Source organism: Vibrio cortegadensis (assembly GCF_024347395.1).
In the GTDB taxonomy this organism is placed as follows: Bacteria; Pseudomonadota; Gammaproteobacteria; order Enterobacterales; family Vibrionaceae; genus Vibrio; species Vibrio cortegadensis.
On sequence record NZ_AP025472.1, the window covers coordinates 2051692 to 2078195 of the forward strand.

Consider the following 26504-nt stretch of genomic DNA (forward strand, 5'->3'; position numbering starts at 1 on the left):
GCAACAATAATACCTGTATAAATTAAACATTAAAGTTCATAAAACTGCACATTACTGTGGATAAATTAGACCGATGAGATTAAAAACCACCTTAGATCAGTGGCTAACCTTATATGAGATTGACCGTGCTGGAAGTATTCAAGCAGCGGCGGCGCAACTCAATAAAAGCCACACCACCCTGATTTATGCATTACGTAAACTTGAGGATCAGCTTGGGGTATCCCTTGTTCAAATCGTAGGACGAAAAGCCGTGCTCACGGATAGTGGAAAGTCTTTATTACGTCGGGCTGGTTCAATGCTTGAGCAAGCACGAGAGCTAGAAGAGATCAGCACTCAATTGGCTCAGGGCATTGAATCGGAGATCACCATTGCGATTGATCACCTATGCGATCGGCAATGGCTTTATGAACCGCTCTCGCGCTACCTTGAACAAAATAGCAGTACTTCTATTCAAGTCGTCGAAACATCGCTATCCAAAACAACAGAGATGGTGGTGACTCAACAAGCCGATATTGCGATCATTACTCTGCCTATCACCAACTATTCATCTGAAGCTTTTGGAATCGCGACCATGCTGCCGGTAATAGAAAAACATCACCCGTTAGCCCAAAAGGAGCTGCTTAACTTAAATGATTTCACAACCACGTGCCAAATTGTTGTAAGGGATTTAGGGGAAGATACTGCGCAAGATGTTGGATGGTTAAAAGCACGCCAGAGAATTACCGTAGACAATTTCGATCACGCTTGGCAAGCCGTACAACAAGGCGTAGGGTTTTGTCGCCTACCTGAGCATGTGATTAAATCCAAAAACGATGACAGTGTTGTCATTCTCAATGTAGAAAATGCACAACGCTACCAAGTCCCTTTACATCTCACTCTCCCGAAAGGTGCAAAGACAGGCCCTGCGGCTCAATCTTTATTTAAAGCGTTAATCGATAGTGTGGCTTTTAGGGGTTAATCACTTGGCTATAGTTGATGATTGATGATTGATGATTGATGATTCACTGTATTTGTCGTTACTTATCAATTAAAAGCACTCTTGTATATCGATATAGCGCTGACGAATGTGTTCAATGAGCGCCTGAATACGTTTAGCTGGTTTTTTTGTATAAGGGTATACCGCATAAATACCAACCACTTTATTGCTGTATGGTTTTAATATTTCAACCAACTTTCCTTGCTGAATATCGTCATACACCAAACAGGTTGGAAGGTACGCCACCCCATTATTGGCAAGAGCACACTGCCTTAGTGCCGCAGAGTTGTCAGACGAGAAATTACCCGTCACTTTTAATGTGTATACATCGCTATTATTTTTGAATTGCCAATCAAAAGTCCCGCTGCTTTCATGGGTGTAACCAATACAGTTATGATGACGTAGATCTTTGGGTGTTTCAGGGGTGCCATGCTCTTGTATATATTCAGGAGACGCGCAGATTATCCAGTGTGAATTAAAAATGTAGCGGGCAATCAAGCTTGAATCTTCCAAGTATCCCGTTCGAATGACGAGATCATAGTTATCTGCCACCAAATCGACAAAATTATTATCCATCGACATATCAACGGTTAGCCCTGGATGCTCCTGACAAAAGTCTGAGATCGCTTTCGCCAACAATAACTCACCCGATATCGTAGGAACAGACATGCGAATGTGGCCAGATAAGTTTTCGTTATACCCAGTTATCGCATCAAAAGCCGCTTTCGCTGCGGAGTTAATGTCTTTCGCTCGATAATAGAGAACCTCTCCCGCCTCAGTTAATGTAAGTTTTCTTGTAGTACGGTACAAAAGTTGAGTACCTAGATCTGCCTCTAATTTACTCACCCGCTTACTTACCATTGATTTTGTAATGTTGTTCGCTTCAGCAACCTTGCTAAATGAACCAAATTCAACAACTTGAGTAAACAAAACAAGGTCATCTATCTGTGGCATTGACGTATCTCTAGCTTTTGTAATGATGAACTGAGTATATACATTTCTGTCATTTTAGACGATGCGATACCCGCATAAGATTTACTCTGGCTTCACGAAAAATTACGAAATCTTCATCTCGGCCAATAAAAAGGGCACATTCTCTCTTTCTAGTGAATGTGCCCACTTACCCTGCTCCCGAAAGGTAAATTCTTACTCATCGAATGGATCGATCATCTTACAAATAAGCAATCATGAGCCAGACCATTCGATTACATGTCATCAATTACGATATAAGTGGCGTAAATTGGCCCATGCACCCCAACCACTTTAATCAGTTCAATATCTGCCGTTGAGCTTGGTCCAGAGATAAAATTAACGCATGACGGTAAGCGTTCGCCACGCTTGGCTTTTTCGTGCAACACATCGGTCGCTTGAGTTAGCCGCGCCACCAGCGTACTTTTCGGTACGACAAAAACCGAGGCTTCAGGTAACAAGCTTATCGCACGGCCTTGCGCTGGATGGCTGTACAACACCATCGTTCCAGACTCAGCAAGCGCTTGTTCAGCAAACACCACCCCTACTTTCGCGCGTTCAGCAATCAAAATGTTGGCATCATAGCCTGCGCTTTGGTCCCAAACATGAACATGGTGCCGATCGGTCTCCAGCGCTTGAGGTGAAATCAACGCTAATAAACGCTCAGATGCAGAAAAAAGTGTGTCGCCTTCGACTGGTTCACCTTGATCATCTTCGCAGTACGACAAACAGACCTCTTTTAGAGTCGCTTCTAGTTGCGATGCCGTTGTTACGATGGCTTTTGCACCAAGAGCCGTTTGAGTGTAATGCAGTAATTCTGTTTTCAGCTCATCTTGACTTAACGTTGCCATCACTTCTTTGTGACAAGTATGTTTTAACTCTGGACGTTCGACCTGCTCTAATGGCTTATCCCGACCAAGTTTGCTCGCAATATTGCTTAAAAACGACTCTCGATTATGGAGGCGTTGTTCTCTATCTACTGTTTTATCACATGACATAACCACCGCTCCTACTTCTTATTTCTTGTTTCAAACCAGCTTCGGAATGATTGTCCATCCGGCTCTGGTAGATCACGGGTTTGTGCCCACTTACCAATAGCACCAACGTTCAGCGGCATTTTTCCGTTTTTGATAATTTTACCGGCTACCGAGGCTCCAATTTTCACCCCGGTATTCCACAACATCGGGGTAGCATTTAGTATATTGAATCCACGAACTACCGCTCGTTCACTTAATGGTGTGATGCCCTGCTCCGCCATTTTTTCACGGTGCTTCATCAGCAGATCGGAAAGCGGAATTTTTACCGGACACACGTCATGACAGGCTTTACACAAGCTACATGCGTAAGGAAGATCTTTGAAATCATCGTATCCACCCAGCAGAGGAGACAACACCGCTCCAATTGGGCCTGAATAGATCGAACCATAAGATTGACCACCAATATGGCGATAAGCAGGGCACGTATTCACACATGCCGCACATCGAACGCAGCGTAGAATATCTTTAAACTCAGAACCTAAAATATCCGAGCGACCGTTATCGACAATCACCAGATGAAACTCTTCTGGCCCATCGCACTGCTCATCTTCTCTTGGCCCTGTAAGTGCAGTCACATACCCCGTCAGAGGGATACCAACCGCACTGCGGCACAGTAAGCTGATAACAATATCTAACTCTTCAAATGTTGGAACAATTCGCTCCATGCCCATCACGGCAATATGAGTTTTCGGCAAACTTGTCGCTAAGCGAGCATTGCCTTCATTGGTCACCAAGGCGACAGTGCCTGACTCTGCGACCGCAAAGTTACAACCCGTAATGCCAATATCCGCTTCTAAGAAATCGTGACGAATATGGTCGCGAACAAAGCGCGTCATCTCTTCAGGATCATTACTGCCTTGATAATTCAGTTTATCTTTGAAAATATCTTTAATTTGAGTTCTGTTTTTATGCAGCGCTGGCACCACGATGTGCGAGGGTGGATCGCAATCATCCACTTGCAAAATATATTCGCCTAAATCCGTCTCGATCACTTCGCAGTTATTACGTTCGATCATCTGATTCAAGCCGATCTCTTCAGTCACCATCGATTTTGATTTCACGACTTTTTGAGCGTTTTTATCTTTGATGATCTGTTCAATGTAATCCGTCGCTTCTTGCGCTGTCTTCGCAAAATGAACATGCCCACCATTATCGAGTACTTTCTCGCTGAGTTGATGCAAATAGTAATCTAAATTTTCGAGCACATGATTACGGACGTCCATCCCCATCTCACGCCATTGGTCCCAGTTACCCAGTTTATCTGCGGCAATTTGGCGATTAGTAAACATACGTTCTTGCGCATTCGCGACAGACTTACGCATGAAGTCATCTTTCATCTGTACGTCAATTCGTTGCTTGAACTTAACGTCACTGGTTTTCATAGACATGGTTCTTAACTCCTATCGGCTTAACAGAACATCGACAATGTGCATTACTTTAATTGGCTGCCCTTCACGAGTCATACGGCCACCAATATTGATCAAGCAACTAATGTCCGCCCCGATAAGATATTCAGGCTCTACGGCACTAATATGCTGGACTTTCTCTTTTACCATTTCACCTGAAATTTCAGACATCTTGACCGAAAATGTTCCGCCAAATCCACAGCATGTCTCTTGGTTTTTAATTGGGACCATCTCCAAGCCTTCCACATTTGCCAAGAGCTTAAGTGGCTCCTCCCTTACCCCCAATTTACGAATAAGGCTGCACGATGGATGATAGACACCACGTCCTTTCAAGCGAGCACCAACGTTCGTCACACCAAGATGGTTAACAATGAATTGCGTTAATTCAAAAAAACGGTCCGCTACTTTTTGCGCTCTTTCTGCCCACTCAGGCTCATCAGCCAAGTACTCAGGGTATTTTTTTATCGATGCCGCGCAAGAGCCCGCTGGAGTCACAATTGGATAGTCGTTACTTTCAAATGCCGTAATTAGGTTTTTCATTCCCGGCTTGCTCTGATCAATGTAACCACTATTGATAGAAGGTTGACCACAGCAGCTCTGTTGCTTTGGAAAAATGATTTCACAGCCAAGATCTTCAAGTAAAAGGACTGTTTTTTTCGCGACATCTGCTTTTACCGTGTCACAAAGACAAGTAACAAAAAAGTTAACCTTCATAGTATTGCTCCAGTTAAAAGATCCATTTTCTTAATAGATTTTTTCTTTAATAAATTGTTTCTTTAGCAAATTGTTTCTTTAACAAATATAGAAGTAAGCTCACCCTCGCGCTCTGTTTCCAAAGCCCCTACTACAGGTGGGTGAGCCAAATTGGTTTAGATTGCTAAGCTCACCACAGCCACGATTACGCCGTATAAAATCATAGGAACGACAGTCCGCTTGATGATGTAACCTTCTTTATTGGAGATACCCAAGATGGTTGATACCGCAATAATGTTATTAATGCAGACCATGTTACCCATTGAGCCACCGACCGATTGCAACGCTAAAATCAGGTGTTCCGATAAGCCCACGTTTTGCGCAATACTCTGTTGAATGCCCCCGAAAGTCAGGTTAGATACCGTTGCAGACCCAGAGAAGAAAGCCCCTAAAGCACCAAGATATGAAGCAAAGAATTGCCAGTTTGTGCCCATAAGATCAGAGAACGCACGACCTGTTGTCATAATCGGAGAGTTTTCGCCCCCCATCATCATGAACTTAACCATAATCAACGCTCCAACAAGCGCGATAAATGGCACTTTGATTCGGCTACCAGTTTCGGTAAACACTTGCTTCATCTGTGATTTCGACATGCCAAAAATGACAGCTGAAATCATCACCACAAGAAAGAATGGGATTAGAGCAGGGACATACAGCGTTTTATATGCCCAACTGGTGTCGGTTCCGAGAATATGGGCAAACTTAATGATCAACGCATGGCTTACACTGAACTCGCCAAACCAACCTAGGTTGAAATGCAGCATTGGTGTGGCATCCACCAGCAAGGCTTTGATTCCTAGCTGCTGAATTCGAGTCACAATCAAGATAGCAATCAGCAATAATGTCGGGCTCATGGCTTTAATAACTTGAGCAAATGGAATCTTTTTGGCAGGCGCTTCATCACTCGCGTCCTGCTTTTCCATCCCTATATTGAATCGAGCAAGCAAAATTGAGATAGATAGACCAATGGCTCCACCGACTAATGCTGGGAATTCATAGTTCCACTGAGCGAACAGCAAATATGGCACTGTGCATGAAAAAATACTCAATTGGACAAAGATAAAGTTCCTAGCAATCGCACGCCAATCGACGACAAAGCTCAGAGCTATCACAGGAATAACGGTCGCAGCCACGGTATGTAGAAACGCAGAATATTGACCAATAGTGAGCAGTGATGCTTCATCTAAATTCAGGCCACCGAAACCAAACCATGTCGGAGTTCCTACCGCACCAAACGAAACCGGAACCGAGTTCATGATAAGTGCTAGCATTGCCACTCTTAGTGGAGGAAAACCTAAACCGACAAGGATAGGCGCCGCAATGGCCGCAGGGGTTCCAAAACCGGATGCCCCTTCGATCATGAAGGCAAATGCCCAGCCAATAATCATCAGTTGCGCGATTTGGTTACGGCTGATGCTCTCTAGCCAGTGGCGAATAACGGTCTCCGCCCCTGACAGTGCAATCGTTCTGTTTAGTAAAATAGCCCCTGCGATAATTGAGATTGGAGTGATAGCCGAAAGGCTACCAGCAATGATGTTCGCGCTAAGGTCCGTCAGGTTTGCGCCAAAGTAAAACAGTTGAAATATTCCGACCAGTAATGCAGTGATAGGCAGTGCAAAATGGGATGGTAATGCATTTTTCTTGGTCATCATCCAAATTAAAAGGACAATCGGTATTGTAGAGATAATCAAATTTAACATGATATTGTTCACTAATAGTTATTGTTTTTTTGCTGTTAGTAATATTTTTATTACCAAGAATTCATTTCAATAATCACTCTTGTGAAATATATTCTAGACATTTAAAACCGTCTGACTACCTCTAAATACTCATAACAATTAACAAAGCAGTATCATTTGTGACATTAAACCACTCAAAACATACGGGAAATACAACAATGCAAATAAAAACAGTTAGTTAGTGATTTTTATAACTTTATCGAAAAGGTAATTAAGCTTATTTTGGAAACAAAGAAAGTCACTTTAACGCCCAATAGTATCCAATAGGCAACCAGATAAACACGAATGAGAATGAATTCTTACATCAAACAAGACAAAAATGACTAGAATTATATTTAAATGTTAATGGAATCTTAATATCTGTATATTTTCATTTTAATAAATAAAATAAAACGTAGTGAATATAATATTCGAGAAAAAAGTGGCGTATTTCATTATTTTTGATAGCGACTCTATTTATAACAACAATGCCTTACTTCGCATTTCTTCGCTGATACAAACCTCAATATCAAATTAATCTTAAACACGATATCGCCTAATCAATCTAACCAATACTTGATCGTTCAGCGCTTGATAGGTATATTCAATCGCAATTCGACGATAAACTTTGAGTCACAATAATGGGTATGAGCTGCATAGAAGCAACCGCTCAAGCTTTCTCTGTTACAGAGCAAGATCTTGAACAAGAAAAACATTTTGCTGTGTTATCGAAAGCACTTTCTCATCCTGCTCGCGTAAGGATCCTAAAAATTCTCTTAAATTTAGATAACTTAGGGGGCTGTTTAAACAGTGATCTCGTTTCTGAACTAGGGTTGGCACAATCTACAGTTTCGGAACATCTACGCATTCTGAAGCAGGCCGAGTTTATATCTGCAAAACCTTTCCCACCTAGAATGTGCTATCGCATTAACCGCAAGAAGATTGAAGAGTTCTCCGCTCTCTTTTCTACGATCATGAAGTAGTTCGATGGATTTTGAACGCTTTGCACCCATTGAAGTGAGCAAAATTAGTGAGCTCTAGGGATAGCTTTGAGAGGAATTGATCTTTTTTCTGGATGCTAGGCTCAATAGATAAGTGCAAAACATTCAACACTGATAATTTTTTGTCTTTCTTACAGTCCATCCGGGCGACAAGTTTACCATCCCAGAGAATTGGCAAACTAAAATAGCCATATTGACGCTTTGGCTCAGGAACATAGCACTCTAAAAGATAATCAAATTCGAATAGCGCTTTCATTCGTTTACGCTGAATGAGCAGATTATCAAATGGTGAAAGGATTTTAACTTGGCTACGATTAAGAGGTTGATTAAGCAGTTCAAGCGATTCTGAAGTCGTATAATAGCGCTGCTTTCCAACATCAACGGCAATAATGTCACCATTGCTTGTCATCTCTTTAATGGTTGCATTAAGGAGCGGCTTAATATTTTTAAGAAGATACGTCATCTCGGATGCCGTCCCAAGCCCATTAGCAGCAATGTACGACAAAATTAAAAAGCGTGCGTACTCCTCTTTACTTGGCACACTGGTATCTACCTCCGTCGGTAACACTCTTTCTGTCAGGTCATAGACTTTATGAAAATTTCTCCGCTCTGGCACCATGAGTTCACCTTTCATGAACAAGTTTTCTAATGCTCGTTTCGCTGGCTTACTTCCCCACCCGTCGCTGCTTTTATCTGCACCGTCAAAGTCTTTCGCCATCAACGGCCCTTCATCCGCAATTCGTTGTCGCACTGAATCCATTAACTGATAGTCACATTTATACCAATGACTCTGCTCTCCGGAGGCAAATGCTTTCTTTCTCAATAGACTAAAACGATATTGACTCATCGGCAAATAAGCAGCGGCATGAGACCAATACTCAAACACTTTCTTGTCTGATAATAGCTGATCTAAATGTGCAGGTTGGTATCGCGGACTGCGATTCCAAAGCGTGTGATGATGGGCTCTTTGCACCACAGAGATAGTATCAATCTGAATATAGCCCAAGTGCTCTATCACGGATAACGTCGCCTCTAATCCGCTGACTTTCTGCTTTCTTGGGGGGATTTTCTGAGCGTGTAAAACCAGCTTCCTAGCTTGATCAAGTGATAAAGATTCAATCATTCGGATTCCATCCATTATTTATAACAACGCGTCTCATGTATTCTGCCAGAATACCATCATGGCTAGCATCTAACTTTTGGTAAGTCTCGCCATTTTGTGGTGTATTGCGGCGTCAGCATTTCACGACGCATTCCCCACTTCTGATCAATACCTTGAGCGCCTAAAAACAGAGTATCACTCCCATATTTTTGGTTTACATTATCAAACACTGCCATTAACGGATCATTATTAGGATTCGGGTTAAACAGATCTTTCTGCTCATGACGGCCATCCACTAACTCGATCAATCCAACGCCTAGCTTGTAGTATTGAACCCCCTCAGAATAAAGCTCAATCGCCAACTGATTTGCCGCGTGGGTAATTTGAGTCACATCAGATGTCGCATATGGAAAGCGATGAATCGCACGAAAACTGGCGGGGTTATTGTCAAAAGGAGAGCTTGCCGCAAAACAGAGCATCACTTTACATAGCGATCCCTGCTTACGCGCTTTTTGGGAAGCAATGGCGGCATGTTTACTCAGTGCTTGCTGCAAAGATTCAAGATCCACAATACGTTCACCCACGCTTCTTGTAGAGTAAATCTGTTTTTTGTCTGCCCTTGCACTATCCCACCCTTTGCACTGTTGCCCGTTTAGCTCTCTCACGGTTCGTTCAACGTCAATGTTGAAATCTTTTCTGGCTAAACCCACCGGAAACTTGGCTAAATCGAGGGCTGTATGAATATTAACGAGTTTCAGTTTCTGGGTTAACTTACGCCCTATTCCCCATACATCACCGACATCAAGTTGAGCAAGCACCGCTTTTCGTTCCTGTTCATTATCAAGAACACAAACACCATGATAACCCTCAATTTTTTTCGCGGCATGGTTAGCGATTTTGGCTAAGGTGAGTGTGGTGCCCATCCCGACACTCACCGCTAATCGACACTCTTTCCAAACCGATCTTCTGAGCTGTAAACCATGCGTTCTTAAACAAGGGATAGCAAGGTGACTTCGTTCGAAAGAGAGAAATGATTCATCGATAGAATAGATGTGTTGATCTGGGGCAAAACGGCCGACTACCTCCATCATTTTACTAGAGAGATCGGCATATAATTCATAGTTAGAAGAGAGAGCAATCACGCCTTTCTGCTCACACATCTCTCTGACTTTAAAATAGGGAGCAAACTTGGGGATACCCGCCTCTTTCGCTTGTCGATTTGCCGCAACAATACAACCATCATTATTGGATAAAACGATAATCGGCTTTCCACGCCAATCCGGACGAAACACCTGTTCTGCACTGCAATAAAATGAATTTGCATCAACAAGCGCAAACACTATCTTTCCCTCAATAAATAACTTGGCCTGTGGCAGCGTATAGAGCGAACGACTACGCCTTCAATGCTAAAAGTATCGTAATCATTAATAGGCACTGGCTGTATTTTTTCTTTTGCTGATACAAGTAACCTTCTACTGGTATCAAGCAGTTTACATACGAATTCACCATTCAAATTCGCAACGATGACATCTTGATCGACAGCCGTAACAAACCTATCGACAATCAATAGATCCCCGTCAAAAATACCGACACCTTCCATCGAATCACCACACGCTTTGCCTATAAAGGTCGCGCTTGGATGATCCACTAATAGTTCATCTAAATCACAAGCCAGTTGAGTGTATTCCGAAGCCGGGCTTTCAAAACCAGTAATGCCTGCACTCGCAGAAATAGGGATAACATTCATAAAATATCACTGTTTATTTATACAGTTATATTTTGAACCTTAACGAGAGAAATTACAAGAATGTGTAGAGGTATATTGTTAGTAATGAGATTGGTAAACCTAGGATAAAGGCAAGTGTCGCTCTGTCGAGAAGAGAGCAAAATCTGGGGCATAATGGCAGTAGGCTCATCATCCCCCTAGGAGATCTTTCCCACAACCTCTATTAGAGCTAGTGGGAAAATTACCTGAAGCCACCTGCAGCATACTTCTGGACAGAAACGTGTTAGAAAAATCAAATGCGCGGTTTAACTAAAATAGATTCAATTTGTAGTGGATTCAGGTTTAAATCATTGTAATATGTACTTAATTTAGTCTTACCAAGAGCCTTCCCATGGATATCCCAAGGTACGTATTTATTGATTCTCAGTGTTATATACAAGGTAAGCTCAGTCTTGAAAATACGATGTTTTCTGCATTTAAAGAGCTTTGTGAAGAAGGTAATTTTGATAATATCACAACTGATGTTGTCATTAATGAAGTAAAATCATGGATAGAAAAGCAAGCTCAAGATGATGTTTCAAACCTAAGAAAAAGTCCTTTTCTAAGAAAAGATATATTGTCTACGGGGCAATCTCTAGATGAGTATGAGCAACGACTGAAGGAAGTTGCATTTAAAGAATTTGAACAGTACCTAGATGACTGTCACACTGAAATCATAGACATTAATCGTATTAATGTCTCAGTATTGCTAGATAGCTACTTCAAAGGTTCAGCGCCGTTTGGTAAAAAACACAAAAAAAACGAGTTTCCTGACGCCATTAACTTGCATAACCTAATCCAACATATGGACTTGAATGCTATTCCCCATTGTTATGTTGTTTCCCAAGACCGTGACCTAGAGAACTTCTGTAATGAAACTAATCATGGGTTACTTCATACACGATCATTGAAGGATGTACTGGATGCTTATAATAGTGGTGAAGTAAAAGTTAGGGAGATTCTTCAAGACTACATTTTCAAGATGAACCTTAACGGTTATCTGAACAATCAACTCGCTGAAGTTTTAGAGCAGTTATTGGATTTTAGCGGTTACTATAATGTGGATGTTCATCACACACCTGATGCTAGGATCAAAGAGTTCAGTATTTTGTCATTCAGTGATGACTTTGTAGCCATAGGTGCAGAAGTCCACTGCCATTCTGTAGCCTTTGCAGATAAGAAGAAAGATGTAGGAAACGTAGCAGCCTATAAACTTGATTTAGAGTACGTGTCTTATTGTGAGCTAGAATTTGAAGTCAATACTGATGGTAATATCACATTCAAGCATGCTGATGTTGAAGGGAGTTACTCTCTTTTACACAATATAACAGTATTGGGTAAAGAAAGCCTCAGTACCATCTAAACACGTTTTGGGGCATTTCCGAGTTACAGAATATCTACGCTCATTGTGAGCACCAAATAATTCTGTCACGGAAAAAGTATTTAATATTTGAAGTGAGAGTGCACGCATTGGGGGTGTTGTTGACGATCATGTACAAGGATACGAAAACACCTACTATGTTATTTGACAAACGACAGATAGCAAAAAGCCGCTCATAAAAAGCGGCTTTTCTAATGGGTGGAAGCCCCAGCCACATCCCGGCACACACGTCGCCTGCTGCGGCTGCTTCCTTCCGGATCTGACCGAGTTCACAAGTTAGTGTTGCGGGAGGACCAGGGCCTCCATAGATTCTTTTTCTTAAACGAGCGTCTCGTCAAAGAGTGAGAGGATTATCAAGCATCCCTGACACTAATGCAAGCCCCACAAGGTACGAAAGCCAACTTTTTAGTTCAAGTGCGCAATAAAACATCGCTTAGTATAATCACTATACATTCGAAGCCATTCCGCCCTCATCGTTCACCACAATTCTAGGGTTAACAAACATAAATTCAGTACCTTCGCTATTTTTAGCATCATACATTGAGCGGTCTGTTTTCCTCAGCGCTTCTCTTAAACTGCATTCGCCTTCTCTAGGCAAGTAGATCCCCATAGAAACTTTTACTGCAAATTCAATCTGTTCTTTTGGCCGTTGAAAGTTAAAACTACCTAAGCGATTGAGCAATTCGAATAGCTTATGTTCGGGAACTTCTCCAACCAAAATAAATTCATCGCCACCAATTCGGAAACAACGTCCTTGCCACTCTCTTTTAATCAGCTGAGCGTACTCTTGAAGGATAAGATCCCCGACATGGTGGCCATAAGTATCATTAATCTGCTTAAACTTATTAATGTCTAAATACACCAATGTTTGAGATGGCTTTAATCCTCTTCGGTAGCGATGGCGTAAACTGCGCCGATTTCCAAGTTTGGTTAAGCTATCTGTATTCGATTGGGTGTGTAAATAAATCGCCACCAAAAACATAAAGCAAAGTAGGACGATAAAAACACTTTGCGTTCGACTAGCCAGTTTCTGCTCCGCTTCATGAGTACTTCGCCAATCTGGAGCCTGATCATAGAATCTATTCAGTCTATCAGTATCAATAACCTGTAACGCTCTTGAGAAGAAAAACGCTAATTTCTCACCTCTATCCGTTTTTGGGAAACCGAGAGCAACATCGGAACGGAAGAGTTTGTCGATTGAGTGATCTCTTGTGATCGGAAGCAAACTTTTTTCTTTCAATAAAGCGCTTAACGTAGCGTTATTAAGCGCAATATAGTCAACCTCGGCATCAAGTAATGCATCCACTAATTCTCCATCGTTGCGATAGCGAAACAGATATTTTTGAGGTAAAAGTTGAGTCAATAATTCATCGAAAAAATCACCTTTTATGACTCCAATGTTTTCGGTAATCAGCTCTGATGCGTTTCGGTAAACATCTGGTTTGTAACCTATACGCTTGACTAGCAGGGATTCTGCTGTGTAGTGCGGAGTACTAAAATTAACTAAAGCTTTACGTGGTTCAGAGATATTCAGTGGAGCAAGCACATCAATTCGATTCATCAGTAAATCTTGGTACATGCTTTCCCATGTCTCTTCTGCGGAACTGACCAGTTGGCATTGAAACCCTAAAATATCGCATGCTTGGAAAATTGCGTCCGCACTGTTGCCTTTCGCTGAACCATCAGGTTGGTATATAGCAAAAGGAGTCATATTTTCTAGTTTAACAAGTAAAGGTTTACGAAGATCTAATCCACTATTGAAGACTTCGCGCCTTAGTGCCTGTTGGCGTAAATCGAACTGATACTGCTCAACCTTCTCTCTTAAACGTTTCTGTATTTTCTCTGAGTGTAAGTAATCGACAAAATAGGAAAGCTCGGATGCATGAGTGCCTTTCATCGAAACGATAGACACAGGCTTAATCGAGATCTTATCGTTCAACATTTTTGCATCGAACCCACGACTCAGCATTGGCTCCAATTGATTTATCGCATCCACAACCCCCGCCACCGAATGGTTATTCAGCAACGCCAACGCTTGATGGGTGCCGTCATACTCAATCAACTCTATTTGTGGGTAGTTAACCTGAATCAGATCGCCATAAATTGTATTTTTAGGCACTCCAAGCTTTGAAATGTCGGCCAACTCTGTATCTAGCCGACTATAAAGAAAAGTATATTCTATATTGGTAGGGCGGGAAAAATCGAAACGTAGCGAACGAGATTTTGTGTGAGTAATATTCGCGGCGAAGTCACTCTCCCCCACTTCTACCGCTCGTAAAATTGAATCAAAGCTTGGGTAATCGACATATTGAATAGAGAGTTCAAACTCTTCAGCGAGGGCGTCAAACAGAATACGTGTGACAATATCATCCGCTTCGGTTGCCACGGAGTAATGCATTTTGCTTTGTGGAACACTTTCGCTAGCCGTAGCATGAAATACACCACTAAAGCCGATGGAGACCCAAACGACGAACCATAAGATTGGTCGCAGATTTCGAAATATATTCGCCACTAAACATACCCTAAAGATAGTTTTGATGACACCATACTGAATACTCATATGGTATCTTATGCACTTAACCATATATTGAAGATATGTATACGTCTAGACTATTTAATCTCTACTGTTTCCAATCTCTCAATAAATCCAGTTTCTAGGTAATTAAAGCTTTCTAAGTAATTAGAACTTTATGGCTCAAGCTTTAATTACTTCTTTTTCTAGACCCGTACCCTGCCAAAATCAAGGCGTGACGAGATCAAAGCTCGCTAGGCTCTTCATCTGAACGAATAATATAATCGGTCATCCAAGCGGTTCCTAGTAAGCATAACCAGACAACAAATACCGGATTAGGGACATCCACATTCGGGGAGATAATTAATGCAGCAAAACCGACCGTCGGTAGCGTCCAGCAGAGAAGTTGGTTCCACTTGAATTTTGTTGCTTTTGTCAGCATTTCCATTGAGGCAATGATCCCCACAATACAGAGGGAAACCAATGCGGCATGAGATAAACCCGCCGCCCACAACGGAATAATTAACCCCAAAGACCACCAGCTGTGCCGACTGACAATTTTTCGGTTTTCACTTTTCCAATAATTCGCTACCCACCATATGGCAACAACGACGAGTGTTTGGATGATCGTAACCCACGGTGTTCCGTCCAGCTTGCCTGCATTTTGTGTCACCATGATCCCGACTTGAAGAGTCAACACCACCAAACTTGCCGTCAGTAATATTCCCAACGAACTTCGCTTCGAAAATGCCACCATTAATAGAGGGAACAGGACCCAAACACTGACAGAAAGTGTAATTGACTGCATTGGAAGTGTGAGCCCGTAAATCGTCATCGCGGCGAGAAATACTACCCCTGCGACTCCACCTTGAGGTAAAACCCATAAAGCAGGGATAATTAAAGCGATAACAGGAATGTCTCCAGCGCTTAAGCTAATGGCAAGCGCACAAACAATCGCTAATATTGTTGTGATCAAGAACTGAATTGTTGAAAATACCATAGCTCCTCCTTCTACCAATCCGTGGCAACTTGAACTAGGAATTTTTATTATGGATCATTTTTTACCGCAAGTCTTTGCTGTAATTCACCAAATTCCCTTTGGGAAAGTCACCACTTATGGAGAAGTGGCCCGTTTTGCTGGTTTCCCTGGCTATGCTCGGCATGTAGGTAAAGCACTCGGGAATCTTCCTGAAGGCAGTAAATTACCTTGGTTTAGGGTCATAAACAGTAAAGGAGAAATCTCATTGAAGGGTGAAGCGTTTGAACGGCAAAAAAGCCAATTGCAAGCGGAAGGAATTGAGGTGAGCTCGATAGGAAAAATAAAGCTAAGATTATACAAATGGCAGCCTTGATTGGCTGCCATTGATGAAAATGAATCGATTAATGTCGAACAAATTGCGTTCTAACTTTAGTTACGAATACCTTTAAGCATTAAAGCAACGTGTTGTGTTTGGTTATTATCAGTGATTACAGGGGTAACCGTATCGGTAATAAAACGTAACTTACCGTCCACTTCAATTTTTGCACGAACATTGTAAGTATGATTACTTTGAATTTTTCTGCTGTCATAATCGAGCTGGAAATCTAAAGGAATTTGCTTGCTGTTTGTTTCAAAGCGATGTTTCGCTATCACTTTAGCAGGCGCATCAGCTAATGAAATATCTTCTAAAATAACGGTCACTAACGCACCCGGTTGTAATGCAATACGCTCACGATATGCCACACTACCAGTAATCGTTTGTACGGCACTGGTTTCTAACTCAGGTTGTGGCGAAGTCTGACAGCCAAATAATGCGCCACCGAAGATAACAGATATAACAAGTAAAAGTGCCTTTTTCATGAATACTCTCTTAACGTATTGAATTCAGGATATATATTGTAATGAGCGTAATTATAGATAGGCTTTGTCACTATGTCTTGAATGTTTGTAACTTATTGACAGAACTTTGACTGAACCATTAATTCACAAATTTTAAGCTCTTTGAAAGCTTCTATTAAGGTATATAAAATGAGTAAACCACTTAAAGAGTTACTAAGCTTACTGCAACTCGAAAAGCTAGAAGAAGGGCTATTTAGAGGCCAGAGCGAAAACTTAGGCTTACCACAAGTCTATGGGGGACAAGTTCTTGGTCAGGCACTTTCTGCCTCGCGCTATACTGTAGAGGATGACCGTTCTGTTCACTCATTCCACAGCTACTTTCTTTACCCTGGCGATCCGGAAAAACCTATCATTTACGATGTGGAAAACTTAAGGGATGGGCGAAGCTTCAGCACTCGCCGAGTGAAAGCGATTCAAAACGGACGTCCTATTTTTTATCTCACTGCTTCTTATCATGGTAACGAACCAGGATTCGAACACCAAAATACGATGCCAGAGGTTCCCGGCCCTGAAAACTTTGCGTCTGAATCTGAGCTTGCTAGCCATATTGCTGAATTCTTACCTGAAAAATTACGTAAGACATTCTGTGGTGAAAAACCGATCGAAATGCGCCCAGTCACTATCGTCAACCCACTTGCTCCAAAGAAAACAGAGCCAAAGCAGTACTTATGGATCAAAGCCAATGGTGAGATGCCCGATAACCATTTAATTCATCAATACCTGCTGGCTTATGCGTCTGACTGGGGATTTCTGGTCACGGCATTGCATCCGCATGAAGTATCACTGATGACGCCAAAATTCCAAGTGGCTACCATCGACCACTCCATTTGGTTCCATCGCCCATTTAAGCTCGATGAATGGTTGCTATACGCCATTGAGAGCCCGACGGCAAGTAACAACCGTGGACTGGTACGTGGTGAGATTTACAATCGCCAAGGTGATTTAGTGGCAACCGCCGTGCAAGAAGGGGTGATGCGTTTTACGAAATAATGCAAATGATTGACGCTATATTTTTAATTCCTTTCATACGGCGCAAACCACATTCTTTGTGAAGATTAAATGGGGAGCGCCGTTGTGTATTTCAGCGGCTCCATCGCAAAAGTCGAGGTGACATTTGAGATGCCATCTACACTGTTCACTAATCGCTTGTAAAACTTATCAAAGCATTTCATATCTTTAACGAGAACCTTGAGCATGTAGTCATACTCCCCTGCCATGCGATAAAACTCCATCACCTCTGGAAAAAGCGTCACCGTATCAACAAATTGGCTGTACCATTCATGTGAGTGATTACTGGTCTTAACCATTACGAAAGCGGTAAAAGACAAGCCAAGCTTTTCAGGGTTCAGCAACGCCACTCGCTTTTCAATGATCCCTTTATCTTCCAATCGTTTAAGCCGTTTCCAACAAGGTGTGGTGGTTAAATTCACCGCCTCAGCCAAATCATTTAATGACAAAGTGCTATCAACTTGCAGCATTGAGAGAATTTTCTTATCAACGTTATCAAGATCCATTTCATCAAAAACCTTTCACAGAGAAATATATTCTCCTTTTTACCAGAATCAGAGTCTTTTTTGTGAAGTTTTTCTCCCAATTTGTAGGTAAATTAATCTTATACCAAGTTAGGAGATAGCCCATGTGTACTGATCACCAATGGATAAACAATGCAATTCGCAAATTAGAAGCCGATTTTCAACGCTCTGCGGACACTCATCTTATTAAGCTTGAACTTCCTAGTATTGAAGGAGTGGATGTCTACCTAAAAGATGAAAGCACCCATCCCACTGGTTCATTGAAACACCGTTTGGCTCGCTCTCTCTTCTTATACGCGATCAGTAACGGTTGGATTGGGCCAGAGACGACGGTTATTGAATCATCGTCTGGTAGCACTGCGGTATCTGAAGCTTATTTTGCCCGTCTTCTTGGCTTACCTTTTATCGCAGTGATGCCTAAATGCACCGCACGTAAGAAAATCGAACAAATTGAATTCTATGGCGGTACTGCCCACTTAGTGAATCGAACCGATGAGATCTATCAGGAATCTCGCCGTTTAGCCGATGAATTAAACGGCCATTATATGGATCAGTTTACTTACGCTGAACGCGCAACAGATTGGCGCGGAAACAATAACATTGCCAATTCAATCTTTAGCCAAATGAAACTGGAAGATCACCCAGAACCGACTTGGATTGTAATGAGCCCCGGAACAGGAGGGACATCAGCAACGATTGGCCGTTTCATTCGCTACCAAAAATACAACACCAAGCTATGCGTGGTTGACCCTGAAAACTCTGTTTTCCACGACTATTATCGTACTCGCAATACCAACCTCACCGGAGATTGCGGCAGTAAAATTGAAGGCATCGGCAGGCCACGAGTCGAACCGAGTTTCATCCCAGGCGTGATTGATGAAATGCAGACGATCCCAGATGCCGCGAGTGTGGCTACCGCTCACTGGTTAGAAAAAGTGTTGGGACGAAAAGTGGGGGCATCGACAGGTACTAACTTATATGGCGTTCTGCAATTGGCGGCTAAAATGAAAGCCAAAGGGGAAACGGGGTCCATTGTTACGCTGTTATGTGACAGTGGCGAGCGCTACTTAGATACTTATTACAACCCTGAGTGGGTCGCGAATAATATTGGTGATCTTCAACCTTACTTGGAACGTTTAGAAGCATTTGAGTCGACGGGTTATATTGAGTAGCCGTTTATATTGAGCAGCCGTTAGCGCCCGCTCTATCTCATCCTAAAATACGTTGATTAAAAAAGCCTACAGACACTTTCAATTTGAAAGAACAATGTGCTGTAGGCTTTTATCTAATGACGTTTACTGATGTCTGATTTAACTACTTCTGTTTTGCGTCAAAGGCAGCAAGTTGCTCTGGCGTTGCTTTGGGCTGATGATTCTGCTTCCACTCATCATAAGTCATGCCATACACTCGTTCACGGGCATCATCAATATCGAGATCCAATCCTTGGGTTTCAGCTTCTGCCTTATACCATTTACTAAAACAGTTACGACAAAAACCCGCTAAGATCATCAGATCGATATTTTGAACATCTTTATTATCATCTAAATGCGCCAGTAAGCGTCGAAATGCTGCTGCATCTAGTTTGTCTTGTTGCTCTTGAGTCAGATTTTTATATTTAAAATCAGCCACTTTACTTTCCTTTTCTTCTTAGTATTTATGCTTGTATGTTAGCACTCTTTACTTCATTTATCCGTGGCTTGTTCGCCCTTTCGTGTCGTGATCTAATTCTCGATTCAGCTCTGCTTCTACATGACCAGGCGATTGAGTATGACCCGAGATAAGGCGATACATCGCAGGAATCACGAACAGTGTCACTAGTGTCGCAAACGCCATACCAAAGAAGATCACCGTACCAACCGCGACTCGGCTTTCATAACCAGCGCCCGTTGACATAATCAATGGTATTGCGCCCGCTAGCGTAGTAAATGCAGTCATCAATATTGGCCTTAAACGACGAGCAGCGGCATCGACAATCGCTTGTTCAAATTCAATACCACGGTCTCTTAATTGGTTTGCAAACTCAACTATCAATATTCCGTTTTTGGTCACCATCCCGATCAACATGATCATGCCGATTTGGCTATAAATATTAAGCCCTTGCTCCATCACAACCAGCCCGAGGAAGCCGCCAAAGACGCCCATTGGAACGGTAAACATTACCACCATTGGGTTAATGAAGCTTTCAAACTGAGCCGCCAGTACCAAGTACGCCACCAGCAGTGCTAGACCAAATACGATTAAAATACTCGACTGATTCTCTTTAAAGTCTTTAGATTCACCGGTGTAATCAACTGAAATATCGCCAGGCAAGAGTTCAATGGCTTTTGCATCAAGAAAATCCAATGCCTCACCCAGCGTTGCATCATTGATTAAATTAGCACTCAACGTGATCGATTTCTGTTTATTGACATGAGAAAGTCGAATCGATGACGCGACTTCTTCGATCTTCGTCACCGTATCAAGAGTCACTAAATCGCCACTCGCGGTTCTCATGTAAATCTGGCTCAAGTCCGCCGCATTGTTGAAGCTATTTTCGTCACCACGTAAGTACACATCGTACTCTTCACCGCGATCAACAAAGGTTGTTTCACTTTTTCCGCCGAGCATGACTTCGAGTGTTTCGGAAATATCGGAAATTTTAATGCCGAGCTGTGACGCACGATCTCTATCAACGGACACCACCAACTCAGGTGTTTTTTCTGAGTAGTTGATGTCTGCGCCTTCCATAAGTGAACTATTGTTGGCTTCTGTTTTGAGTATCTCTGCCCATTTTTGTAACTCTTTATAGTCCGAGCCGCCCAAGACAAACTGAACGGGCTCACTCGATCCACCACGGAACCCCGGCATCATAGGGAAGACTCTGGCATCAGGAATATCGACCAAGGTTTTACGGATCAACCCTAATGCTTGTTGCGCGGTTTGGTCTCTGTCTCCCCAATCTTCCAAAATCATGATGACAAAGCCAGTTTGGTCACCTGCCATTCCACCAAATGCTGGCGATTGGATGCTGAATGATTTCAGAACGCCTTGGCCCAACAGTGGCATTAGACGTTGCTCTACTAAGTCCATATTGGAGCTCATGCGGTTGTAACTGGTCGCGTCTGCACCACGAACAAAGGCAAAGATCGCACCTCGGTCTTCTTGCGGTGTCAGTTGAGCGGGAACATGGTTAAGCAAAGCAAAGCTACCACCAATACAGCTGATTATGATGATTGGAGCAACCCATCGCCACTGCACGGCTCTTTTCACTAAACTTCGGTATCCCTCTTCAAGACGAGCAAAGATTCGTTCTATAAAGAGGTTAAAGCGATTTGGTTTCACATTGGCTTTAAGGATCTTACTCCCTAACACTGGCGTTAACGTCAGTGCGATGAGTGAAGAGAAAATAACGGACATCGCTAGCAACACCGAAAATTCGGTAAAGAGTAAGCCGACCATGCCGTCCATAAAGGAGATAGGTAAGAACACCATGACCAAAACTAAGGTGGTTGCCACTACCGCAAAGCCCACTTCACGTACACCTTTATATGCCGCGAGTAATGGCTTTTCACCTTTTTCAATGTGATGGAAAATGTTTTCAACCACTACAATGGCGTCATCGACCACTAAACCAATTGATAGTATGAGTGCCATTAAGGTGATCAGGTTAATCGAGAAACCAAAATAGTATGCCGCCATAAATGAGGAGATCAGCGATACTGGCACCGTCACTGCGGGAATCAACGTCGCTCTTGCTTGCCCAATAAAGACATACAGAACCAATATGACCAATCCACCGGTGATAAATAGTGTGTTGTAGACTTCTGAAATTGAACGGTCGATGAACACGGTAGAGTCGTAATCAACCGCTAAACGAGTACCTTCTGGCAAGAATTGTTGGATCTTAGCGACTTCTTTGTGAACGAGACTTGCTACTTCTAATGGGTTCGCGTCCGACTGAGGCACAATGCCCATACTTACGTTGACTACGCCATCACTTTTAAACGTAGAATTTTCATTCTCTGCGCCAAGAAATACATCAGCAACATCTTTAAGGTAAATCGACGTACCATCACTGGTGGTTTTCACTACAAGGTAGTTGAAATCATCCGCTTGCTGATAAAGACGTTCCGTTCTTACTGACATGACAATCGAATCATTACGAACTTCACCGCCCGGGCTTTCGATATTCTCTGAACGTAAAGCATTGGTAATATCAGTGGTGGTGATACCGCGCCCTGCCATCAGTTCAGGTTTCAACTTCACATACATCACTTTGTAAAGGCCGCCAGAGATATCGACCGAACTCACTCCTGAGATCAGGCTGAACCTATCCATTAATACACGCTCGGTGTAATCGGTCAGTTCAGTGCGATCCATGATGTCGGAGCTTAAATTGATGTACATCGACGCTTCGCCACTACCGTTATTTTTGTAAACGATAGGATCATCCGCTTCATCAGGGAGACCGCGCTGAGCACGTGCAACTGCATCTCGAACGTCACTCACCCCAGTATTTAAGTCGTAACCTAAATCGAATGTGATGGTGATTCGAGAACTGCCATTTCTTGTGGTTGAACTTATTTCATCAATACCACTGATCCCAGAAAGCTGATCTTCAAGCACTGTGGTGATCTGACTCTCCATAATGGTGGCAGAGGCCCCTTCATAGCGAGTACTGACCGACACTACTGGGTTTTCAATATCAGGCATCTCACGAACAGCAAGTTTGTTAAATGACACGATACCAAATACACAAAGCAATAGACTTAGAACAATCGCGACAACTGGCCTTTTGACCGCTGTATCAGACAACCACATTATTGTTGTTCCTTCTCAGCATGAACACTTGAAGCCGGTTCGTTGCTGATCATTGCAGATGCATCATTTTTTTCAACAGGCTCTCCGGCAGCATTAACCAGTTTAATCGCAACGCCATTACGCATATTAACCAAGCCTTGAACAACAATGTTTTGCCCGATCTCTAATCCTTTCTCGATAACGACTTCATTACCTACGCGAGCACCTAGAAGCACTTCTTGACGATGAGCTTTATTCTGGTCATCAATAATGTATACATATCGCTTAGTGCCCGAGTACTGCAATGCTTGCACTGGGATAATAGGAGCACTGATTGCTGGGAAATCAATTGTTGCCGCCATTAGCATGCCCGGTTTGAGTTTACTCTCCGGATTAGCAAATTCGATTCGTACGCGCAGGTTAAGTGTTTCTTGGTTAATACGAGAATCAATCCCAACCACTTCACCAGCAAAAGACTGATCGCCCCACGCTTGGCTCGTCGCGATCACTTTCATACCAGTTGATAGCTTAGATAAGTAACGTTCAGGCACTTGTAAATCGAGCTGCATCAGAGAAAGGTTATCCAATGTTATCAGGTCACTCCCGACGCTTACCATTTTACCGAGGCTGAAATCAACAAAGCCGACAGTGCCAGAAAATGGCGCACTGATGTGTAAATCGCGTAAATTTGCGTTTGCCGCTTCTAAACGAGCTTGAGCAATATCAACATTGGTTTTTTGTGCATCAATTTCCGTTTGAGTAATCGCATTTCGCTTCACCAAACGTTCAAACTCTTTCAGTTTACGCTGCTCATCTTTTAAATAAGCGTTCGCCTCTTTAACCGCGGCACTCGCTTTGTCATCATTTAACTGAACCAATAACTGGCCCTGTTTCACTTTCTGATTTGCGTAAATCGCAATTTGCTCTACTTTTCCTGAAACTTCAGGAGAAATGACCACAGATTGTTTGGCCTCAAGTTTTCCAATCAGTGAAAGCGATTGAGATATATCGTGCTGAGAAACAGTTTGAGCAACAACGGCTACCGTTCTCCCTCCTGTAGATGGACGCTTAGCGTTAGAAACCGAACTAAATGCAACAACTGAAATGGCGAAGAGCGCCACTATTGTATTTTTTTTCATACGACTACTTATATAAAAGAGGTTATTACCAATATTGATGACTCTAGTTTACCAACAGATTAACGGTTTGTTCGTCAAGGAATGTAAAGCCGATAGATAAAATGTAAAAGAACCAAAGAAATAGAGACATCAATCTCAATTACCTCGTATAAATATCGCTGCCTTAATAGACAAAATGCGCATTTTCCGGCTTCCTTGCCCAAAAAGGCAGCATTCAACTCAAAATCATACGAAAAATCCTTTACAGCTTTAACGAGTTTGCTATGATGCGCTCCGCACTTGAGGGATGAGTTGGGAAAACATTCTTTTAGTTTACTTCTTATAAAGAAGTAAGAAATACCCCTGGAGGGGTTCCCGAGTGGCCAAAGGGATCAGACTGTAAATCTGACGGCACTGCCTTCGATGGTTCGAATCCGTCCCCCTCCACCATATTCTCTTGAGCGATTTATCGTTTAGGAAACACTTGATTGATGTGTTGGGAAAACCTCAATTAAGCTTATTTTGTAAAGAAATAAGAAAACACCCTGGAGGGGTTCCCGAGTGGCCAAAGGGATCAGACTGTAAATCTGACGGCACTGCCTTCGATGGTTCGAATCCGTCCCCCTCCACCATATTCTCTTAAGCGATTTGTCGTTTAGGAAACACTTGATTGATGTGTTGGGAAAACCTCAATTAAGCTTATTTTGTAAAGAAATAAGAAAACACCCTGGAGGGGTTCCCGAGTGGCCAAAGGGATCAGACTGTAAATCTGACGGCACTGCCTTCGATGGTTCGAATCCGTCCCCCTCCACCATATTCTCTTAAGCGATTTGTCGTTTAGGAAACACTTGATTGATGTGTTGGGAAAACCTCAATTAAGCTTATTTTGTAAAGAAATAAGAAAACACCCTGGAGGGGTTCCCGAGTGGCCAAAGGGATCAGACTGTAAATCTGACGGCACTGCCTTCGATGGTTCGAATCCGTCCCCCTCCACCATATTCTCTTAAGCGATTTGTCGTTTAGGAAACACTTGATTGATGTGTTGGGAAAACCTCAATTAAGCTTATTTTGTAAAGAAATAAGAAAACACCCTGGAGGGGTTCCCGAGTGGCCAAAGGGATCAGACTGTAAATCTGACGGCACTGCCTTCGATGGTTCGAATCCGTCCCCCTCCACCATATTCTCTTAAGCGATTTATCGTTTAGGAAGCACTTGATTGATGTGTTGGGAAAACCTCAATTAAGCTTATTTTGTAAAGAAGTAAGAAAACACCCTGGAGGGGTTCCCGAGTGGCCAAAGGGATCAGACTGTAAATCTGACGGCACTGCCTTCGATGGTTCGAATCCGTCCCCCTCCACCATATTCTTTTTAGAAAGAACACTAAACCAGCTCATTGAGCTGGTTTTTTTGTATCTATCATCTGGTGATGATGATTTGAAATGGCTAGCGTTTCAAAGCCGGCCCTGATTCAAAACCGTAAACCGCTCGACGCGGCCAAAAGCTCAGAAGTCAAATTACGGCTCACAGCTCGCAATCAATTATGACTTATCGAAACCTCGCATTAACCAAAAGATGTTCCTTATCCGAATGGCGGAAAATAAAAAACCTCACTCCCTCCAGAAAAATAATCTGGGTGAAATGAGGCTTATATTTTTTCTTAATGCGTTCCCGCATAAATGTAAGGCACAGTCCTGCTCTCGAATGGATAACACAAGACTCAGTGTTATCTATTTACTAGCCCAGCAATTAGCGCTTTGCCAACATATGCAGAGCTCGAATAAAGCCGCTCAACAACATGAACTTCTTAAAACCAACGCTCTAGAGATGATTTATCTAGCTGTCTAAATGCACGGTTAAGTATGATCGCCAACTCTTTATAGCGAGGCTTAGCTTTCATTGGCTCTAAGGCACACCCTGTTTCAATAATTTTTTGATGAAGCTCTCTATACCAACCAGCCAGTGCTGGGGGTAATTGTGTTTTTGAACGATTGCCCAACCACCACATACCTTGCAGCGGTAAACTGATCGCAAACAGCGCCACTACAATAGCTTGTGGCATCGCTTGGCCATTTTGAAAAACCATTTGAGTTAAAACACTGATCGCAGCAATCGCAGGCATCACTTTGATGCCAAATTTTGTCGCTTTAATAATACGTTGCTCTGGAAAAATAGGGTTCAGTTCTTTACGAACAGGCCAAATATCCATGTAAGCTTGGCCATCTTTTAAGCTATGCGCTAATCCGACTTTGTTGTTCATACGGCTCTCTCACTAAAAAATAATTGAATAGTTCAACTAAAAGCGCAAAAAATTGATAAAAGTTAATATTCTTTCAAATTTTTTTTGTTATATTTGACGATTATCGCTATCCTTTGCAGGCCCTCATCTCATTGTTGCTGTTATTTTCGATTAAGGCAACCATGAGACGACATCTGCAAGGAATGCACTGGTGATTTTTTTGTAAGAAATCGCTTCTCATTATATGGATATTAAAGTTTTTTTGACCAAGACTAGTACGCACTGCCTGCCAGTTCGTCTATTCTTGTGAGTAATTTTAATCCAAACTGATTTTTATCAG

At 42.5% G+C, this 26504-nt stretch carries 22 protein-coding genes, 6 tRNA genes and 1 other RNA gene; 12 read left to right on the plus strand and 17 right to left on the minus strand.

Going from position 1 to position 26504, the window contains the following annotated elements:
• Positions 1-73 precede the first annotated feature (73 nt).
• Positions 74-958 carry a LysR family transcriptional regulator gene (locus OCV39_RS09640; protein WP_261888375.1) on the plus strand — a complete coding sequence of 295 codons (885 nt, stop codon included), beginning with the start codon at positions 74-76 and terminating at the stop codon, positions 956-958.
• Positions 959-1027: 69 nt separating this feature from the next.
• On the opposite strand, the gene OCV39_RS09645 is transcribed toward OCV39_RS09640, so the two are convergent.
• From OCV39_RS09645 to OCV39_RS09665, 5 genes are all read right to left on the minus strand, one after another.
• A complete protein-coding gene (locus OCV39_RS09645) occupies positions 1028-1930 on the minus strand; it encodes a LysR family transcriptional regulator (protein WP_261888376.1) in 903 nt (300 codons plus the stop codon).
• A 251-nt stretch (positions 1931-2181) separates the two neighbouring features.
• Complete coding sequence (locus OCV39_RS09650; protein ID WP_261888377.1) at positions 2182-2943, minus strand: LutC/YkgG family protein; 762 nt, start codon at positions 2941-2943, stop codon at positions 2182-2184.
• Positions 2944-2954: 11 nt separating this feature from the next.
• Entirely contained in the window at positions 2955-4370 is a 1416-nt protein-coding gene (locus OCV39_RS09655) for a LutB/LldF family L-lactate oxidation iron-sulfur protein (RefSeq protein ID WP_113797573.1), read from the minus strand.
• A 12-nt stretch (positions 4371-4382) separates the two neighbouring features.
• Positions 4383-5102 carry a (Fe-S)-binding protein gene (locus tag OCV39_RS09660; RefSeq protein ID WP_017052688.1) on the minus strand — a complete coding sequence of 240 codons (720 nt, stop codon included), beginning with the start codon at positions 5100-5102 and terminating at the stop codon, positions 4383-4385.
• 155 nt (positions 5103-5257) lie between these two features.
• Positions 5258-6841: an L-lactate permease gene (locus OCV39_RS09665; RefSeq protein ID WP_171756607.1), complete on the minus strand. Its 1584-nt coding sequence runs from the start codon at positions 6839-6841 to the stop codon at positions 5258-5260.
• A gap of 659 nt (positions 6842-7500) precedes the next feature.
• On the opposite strand from OCV39_RS09665, the gene OCV39_RS09670 reads away from it, so the two are divergent.
• Entirely contained in the window at positions 7501-7842 is a 342-nt protein-coding gene (locus OCV39_RS09670; protein WP_017052690.1) for an ArsR/SmtB family transcription factor, read from the plus strand.
• On the opposite strand, the gene OCV39_RS09675 is transcribed toward OCV39_RS09670, so the two are convergent.
• The 3 genes from OCV39_RS09675 to OCV39_RS09685 form a co-directional block, all read right to left on the minus strand.
• Complete coding sequence (locus tag OCV39_RS09675; protein WP_261889505.1) at positions 7832-8980, minus strand: winged helix-turn-helix domain-containing protein; 1149 nt, start codon at positions 8978-8980, stop codon at positions 7832-7834. The genes OCV39_RS09670 and OCV39_RS09675 overlap by 11 nt on opposite strands.
• 65 nt (positions 8981-9045) lie before the next feature.
• The gene (locus tag OCV39_RS09680) at positions 9046-10302 is read right to left on the minus strand and encodes a Y-family DNA polymerase (protein WP_261888378.1); all 1257 of its coding nucleotides are present in this window, start codon (positions 10300-10302) and stop codon (positions 9046-9048) included.
• The gene (locus OCV39_RS09685) at positions 10302-10709 is read right to left on the minus strand and encodes a S24 family peptidase (protein WP_017052693.1); all 408 of its coding nucleotides are present in this window, start codon (positions 10707-10709) and stop codon (positions 10302-10304) included. The genes OCV39_RS09680 and OCV39_RS09685 overlap by 1 nt, the downstream gene beginning before the upstream one ends.
• Positions 10710-11079: 370 nt before the next feature.
• On the opposite strand from OCV39_RS09685, the gene OCV39_RS09690 reads away from it, so the two are divergent.
• Complete coding sequence (locus OCV39_RS09690; RefSeq protein WP_261888379.1) at positions 11080-12090, plus strand: PIN domain-containing protein; 1011 nt, start codon at positions 11080-11082, stop codon at positions 12088-12090.
• Positions 12091-12310: 220 nt separating this feature from the next.
• Here OCV39_RS09690 and ffs read toward each other — a convergent pair.
• From ffs to OCV39_RS09705, 3 genes are all read right to left on the minus strand, one after another.
• Positions 12311-12407, minus strand: an RNA gene (gene ffs, locus OCV39_RS09695) — signal recognition particle sRNA small type.
• Positions 12408-12553: 146 nt separating this feature from the next.
• Positions 12554-14506 carry a diguanylate cyclase domain-containing protein gene (locus OCV39_RS09700; protein ID WP_390903248.1) on the minus strand — a complete coding sequence of 651 codons (1953 nt, stop codon included), beginning with the start codon at positions 14504-14506 and terminating at the stop codon, positions 12554-12556.
• A gap of 358 nt (positions 14507-14864) precedes the next feature.
• Positions 14865-15620, minus strand: a complete 756-nt coding sequence (locus OCV39_RS09705; protein ID WP_261888381.1) for a VP0952 family biofilm-associated protein — start codon at positions 15618-15620, stop codon at positions 14865-14867.
• A 49-nt stretch (positions 15621-15669) separates the two neighbouring features.
• Here OCV39_RS09705 and OCV39_RS09710 point away from each other — a divergent pair, with 49 nt between their 5' ends.
• Positions 15670-15972 carry an MGMT family protein gene (locus OCV39_RS09710; RefSeq protein WP_113797634.1) on the plus strand — a complete coding sequence of 101 codons (303 nt, stop codon included), beginning with the start codon at positions 15670-15672 and terminating at the stop codon, positions 15970-15972.
• Between the two features lie 56 nt (positions 15973-16028).
• On the opposite strand, the gene OCV39_RS09715 is transcribed toward OCV39_RS09710, so the two are convergent.
• Complete coding sequence (locus tag OCV39_RS09715; RefSeq protein ID WP_017052698.1) at positions 16029-16460, minus strand: YbaY family lipoprotein; 432 nt, start codon at positions 16458-16460, stop codon at positions 16029-16031.
• 168 nt (positions 16461-16628) lie between these two features.
• On the opposite strand from OCV39_RS09715, the gene tesB reads away from it, so the two are divergent.
• A complete protein-coding gene (gene tesB, locus OCV39_RS09720) occupies positions 16629-17489 on the plus strand; it encodes an acyl-CoA thioesterase II (protein WP_136993694.1) in 861 nt (286 codons plus the stop codon).
• Positions 17490-17554: 65 nt separating this feature from the next.
• Here the strand turns inward: tesB and OCV39_RS09725 are convergent, their stop codons facing one another.
• Entirely contained in the window at positions 17555-18013 is a 459-nt protein-coding gene (locus tag OCV39_RS09725) for an Lrp/AsnC family transcriptional regulator (RefSeq protein ID WP_261888382.1), read from the minus strand.
• 122 nt (positions 18014-18135) lie between these two features.
• On the opposite strand from OCV39_RS09725, the gene OCV39_RS09730 reads away from it, so the two are divergent.
• Positions 18136-19203 (plus strand): PLP-dependent cysteine synthase family protein, encoded by a 1068-nt coding sequence (locus tag OCV39_RS09730; RefSeq protein WP_261888383.1) that lies wholly within the window; start codon positions 18136-18138, stop codon positions 19201-19203.
• 142 nt (positions 19204-19345) lie between these two features.
• Here OCV39_RS09730 and OCV39_RS09735 read toward each other — a convergent pair whose 3' ends face one another.
• The 3 genes from OCV39_RS09735 to OCV39_RS09745 are packed head-to-tail and all read right to left on the minus strand — an operon-like array spanning position 19346 to position 23949.
• Complete coding sequence (locus OCV39_RS09735) at positions 19346-19660, minus strand: DUF1244 domain-containing protein (protein ID WP_017053629.1); 315 nt, start codon at positions 19658-19660, stop codon at positions 19346-19348.
• A gap of 57 nt (positions 19661-19717) precedes the next feature.
• The gene (gene vexH / locus OCV39_RS09740; protein WP_261888384.1) at positions 19718-22831 is read right to left on the minus strand and encodes a vibriobactin export RND transporter permease subunit VexH; all 3114 of its coding nucleotides are present in this window, start codon (positions 22829-22831) and stop codon (positions 19718-19720) included.
• Positions 22831-23949 (minus strand): efflux RND transporter periplasmic adaptor subunit, encoded by a 1119-nt coding sequence (locus OCV39_RS09745; RefSeq protein ID WP_261888385.1) that lies wholly within the window; start codon positions 23947-23949, stop codon positions 22831-22833. The genes vexH and OCV39_RS09745 overlap by 1 nt, the downstream gene beginning before the upstream one ends.
• 344 nt (positions 23950-24293) lie before the next feature.
• On the opposite strand from OCV39_RS09745, the gene OCV39_RS09750 reads away from it, so the two are divergent.
• The 6 genes from OCV39_RS09750 to OCV39_RS09775 all read left to right on the plus strand — a co-directional run bounded on the left by OCV39_RS09750 (position 24294) and on the right by OCV39_RS09775 (position 25288).
• Positions 24294-24378: transfer RNA gene (locus OCV39_RS09750), tRNA-Tyr, on the plus strand.
• A 97-nt stretch (positions 24379-24475) separates the two neighbouring features.
• Positions 24476-24560 (plus strand) — tRNA-Tyr (locus OCV39_RS09755).
• A 97-nt stretch (positions 24561-24657) separates the two neighbouring features.
• Positions 24658-24742: transfer RNA gene (locus tag OCV39_RS09760), tRNA-Tyr, on the plus strand.
• Between the two features lie 97 nt (positions 24743-24839).
• Positions 24840-24924: transfer RNA gene (locus OCV39_RS09765), tRNA-Tyr, on the plus strand.
• Between the two features lie 97 nt (positions 24925-25021).
• Positions 25022-25106: transfer RNA gene (locus OCV39_RS09770), tRNA-Tyr, on the plus strand.
• Between the two features lie 97 nt (positions 25107-25203).
• Positions 25204-25288: transfer RNA gene (locus tag OCV39_RS09775), tRNA-Tyr, on the plus strand.
• 444 nt (positions 25289-25732) lie between these two features.
• Here OCV39_RS09775 and yfbV read toward each other — a convergent pair.
• Positions 25733-26185 carry a terminus macrodomain insulation protein YfbV gene (gene yfbV, locus OCV39_RS09780; RefSeq protein ID WP_261888386.1) on the minus strand — a complete coding sequence of 151 codons (453 nt, stop codon included), beginning with the start codon at positions 26183-26185 and terminating at the stop codon, positions 25733-25735.
• Between the last annotated feature and the right edge of the window lie 319 nt (positions 26186-26504).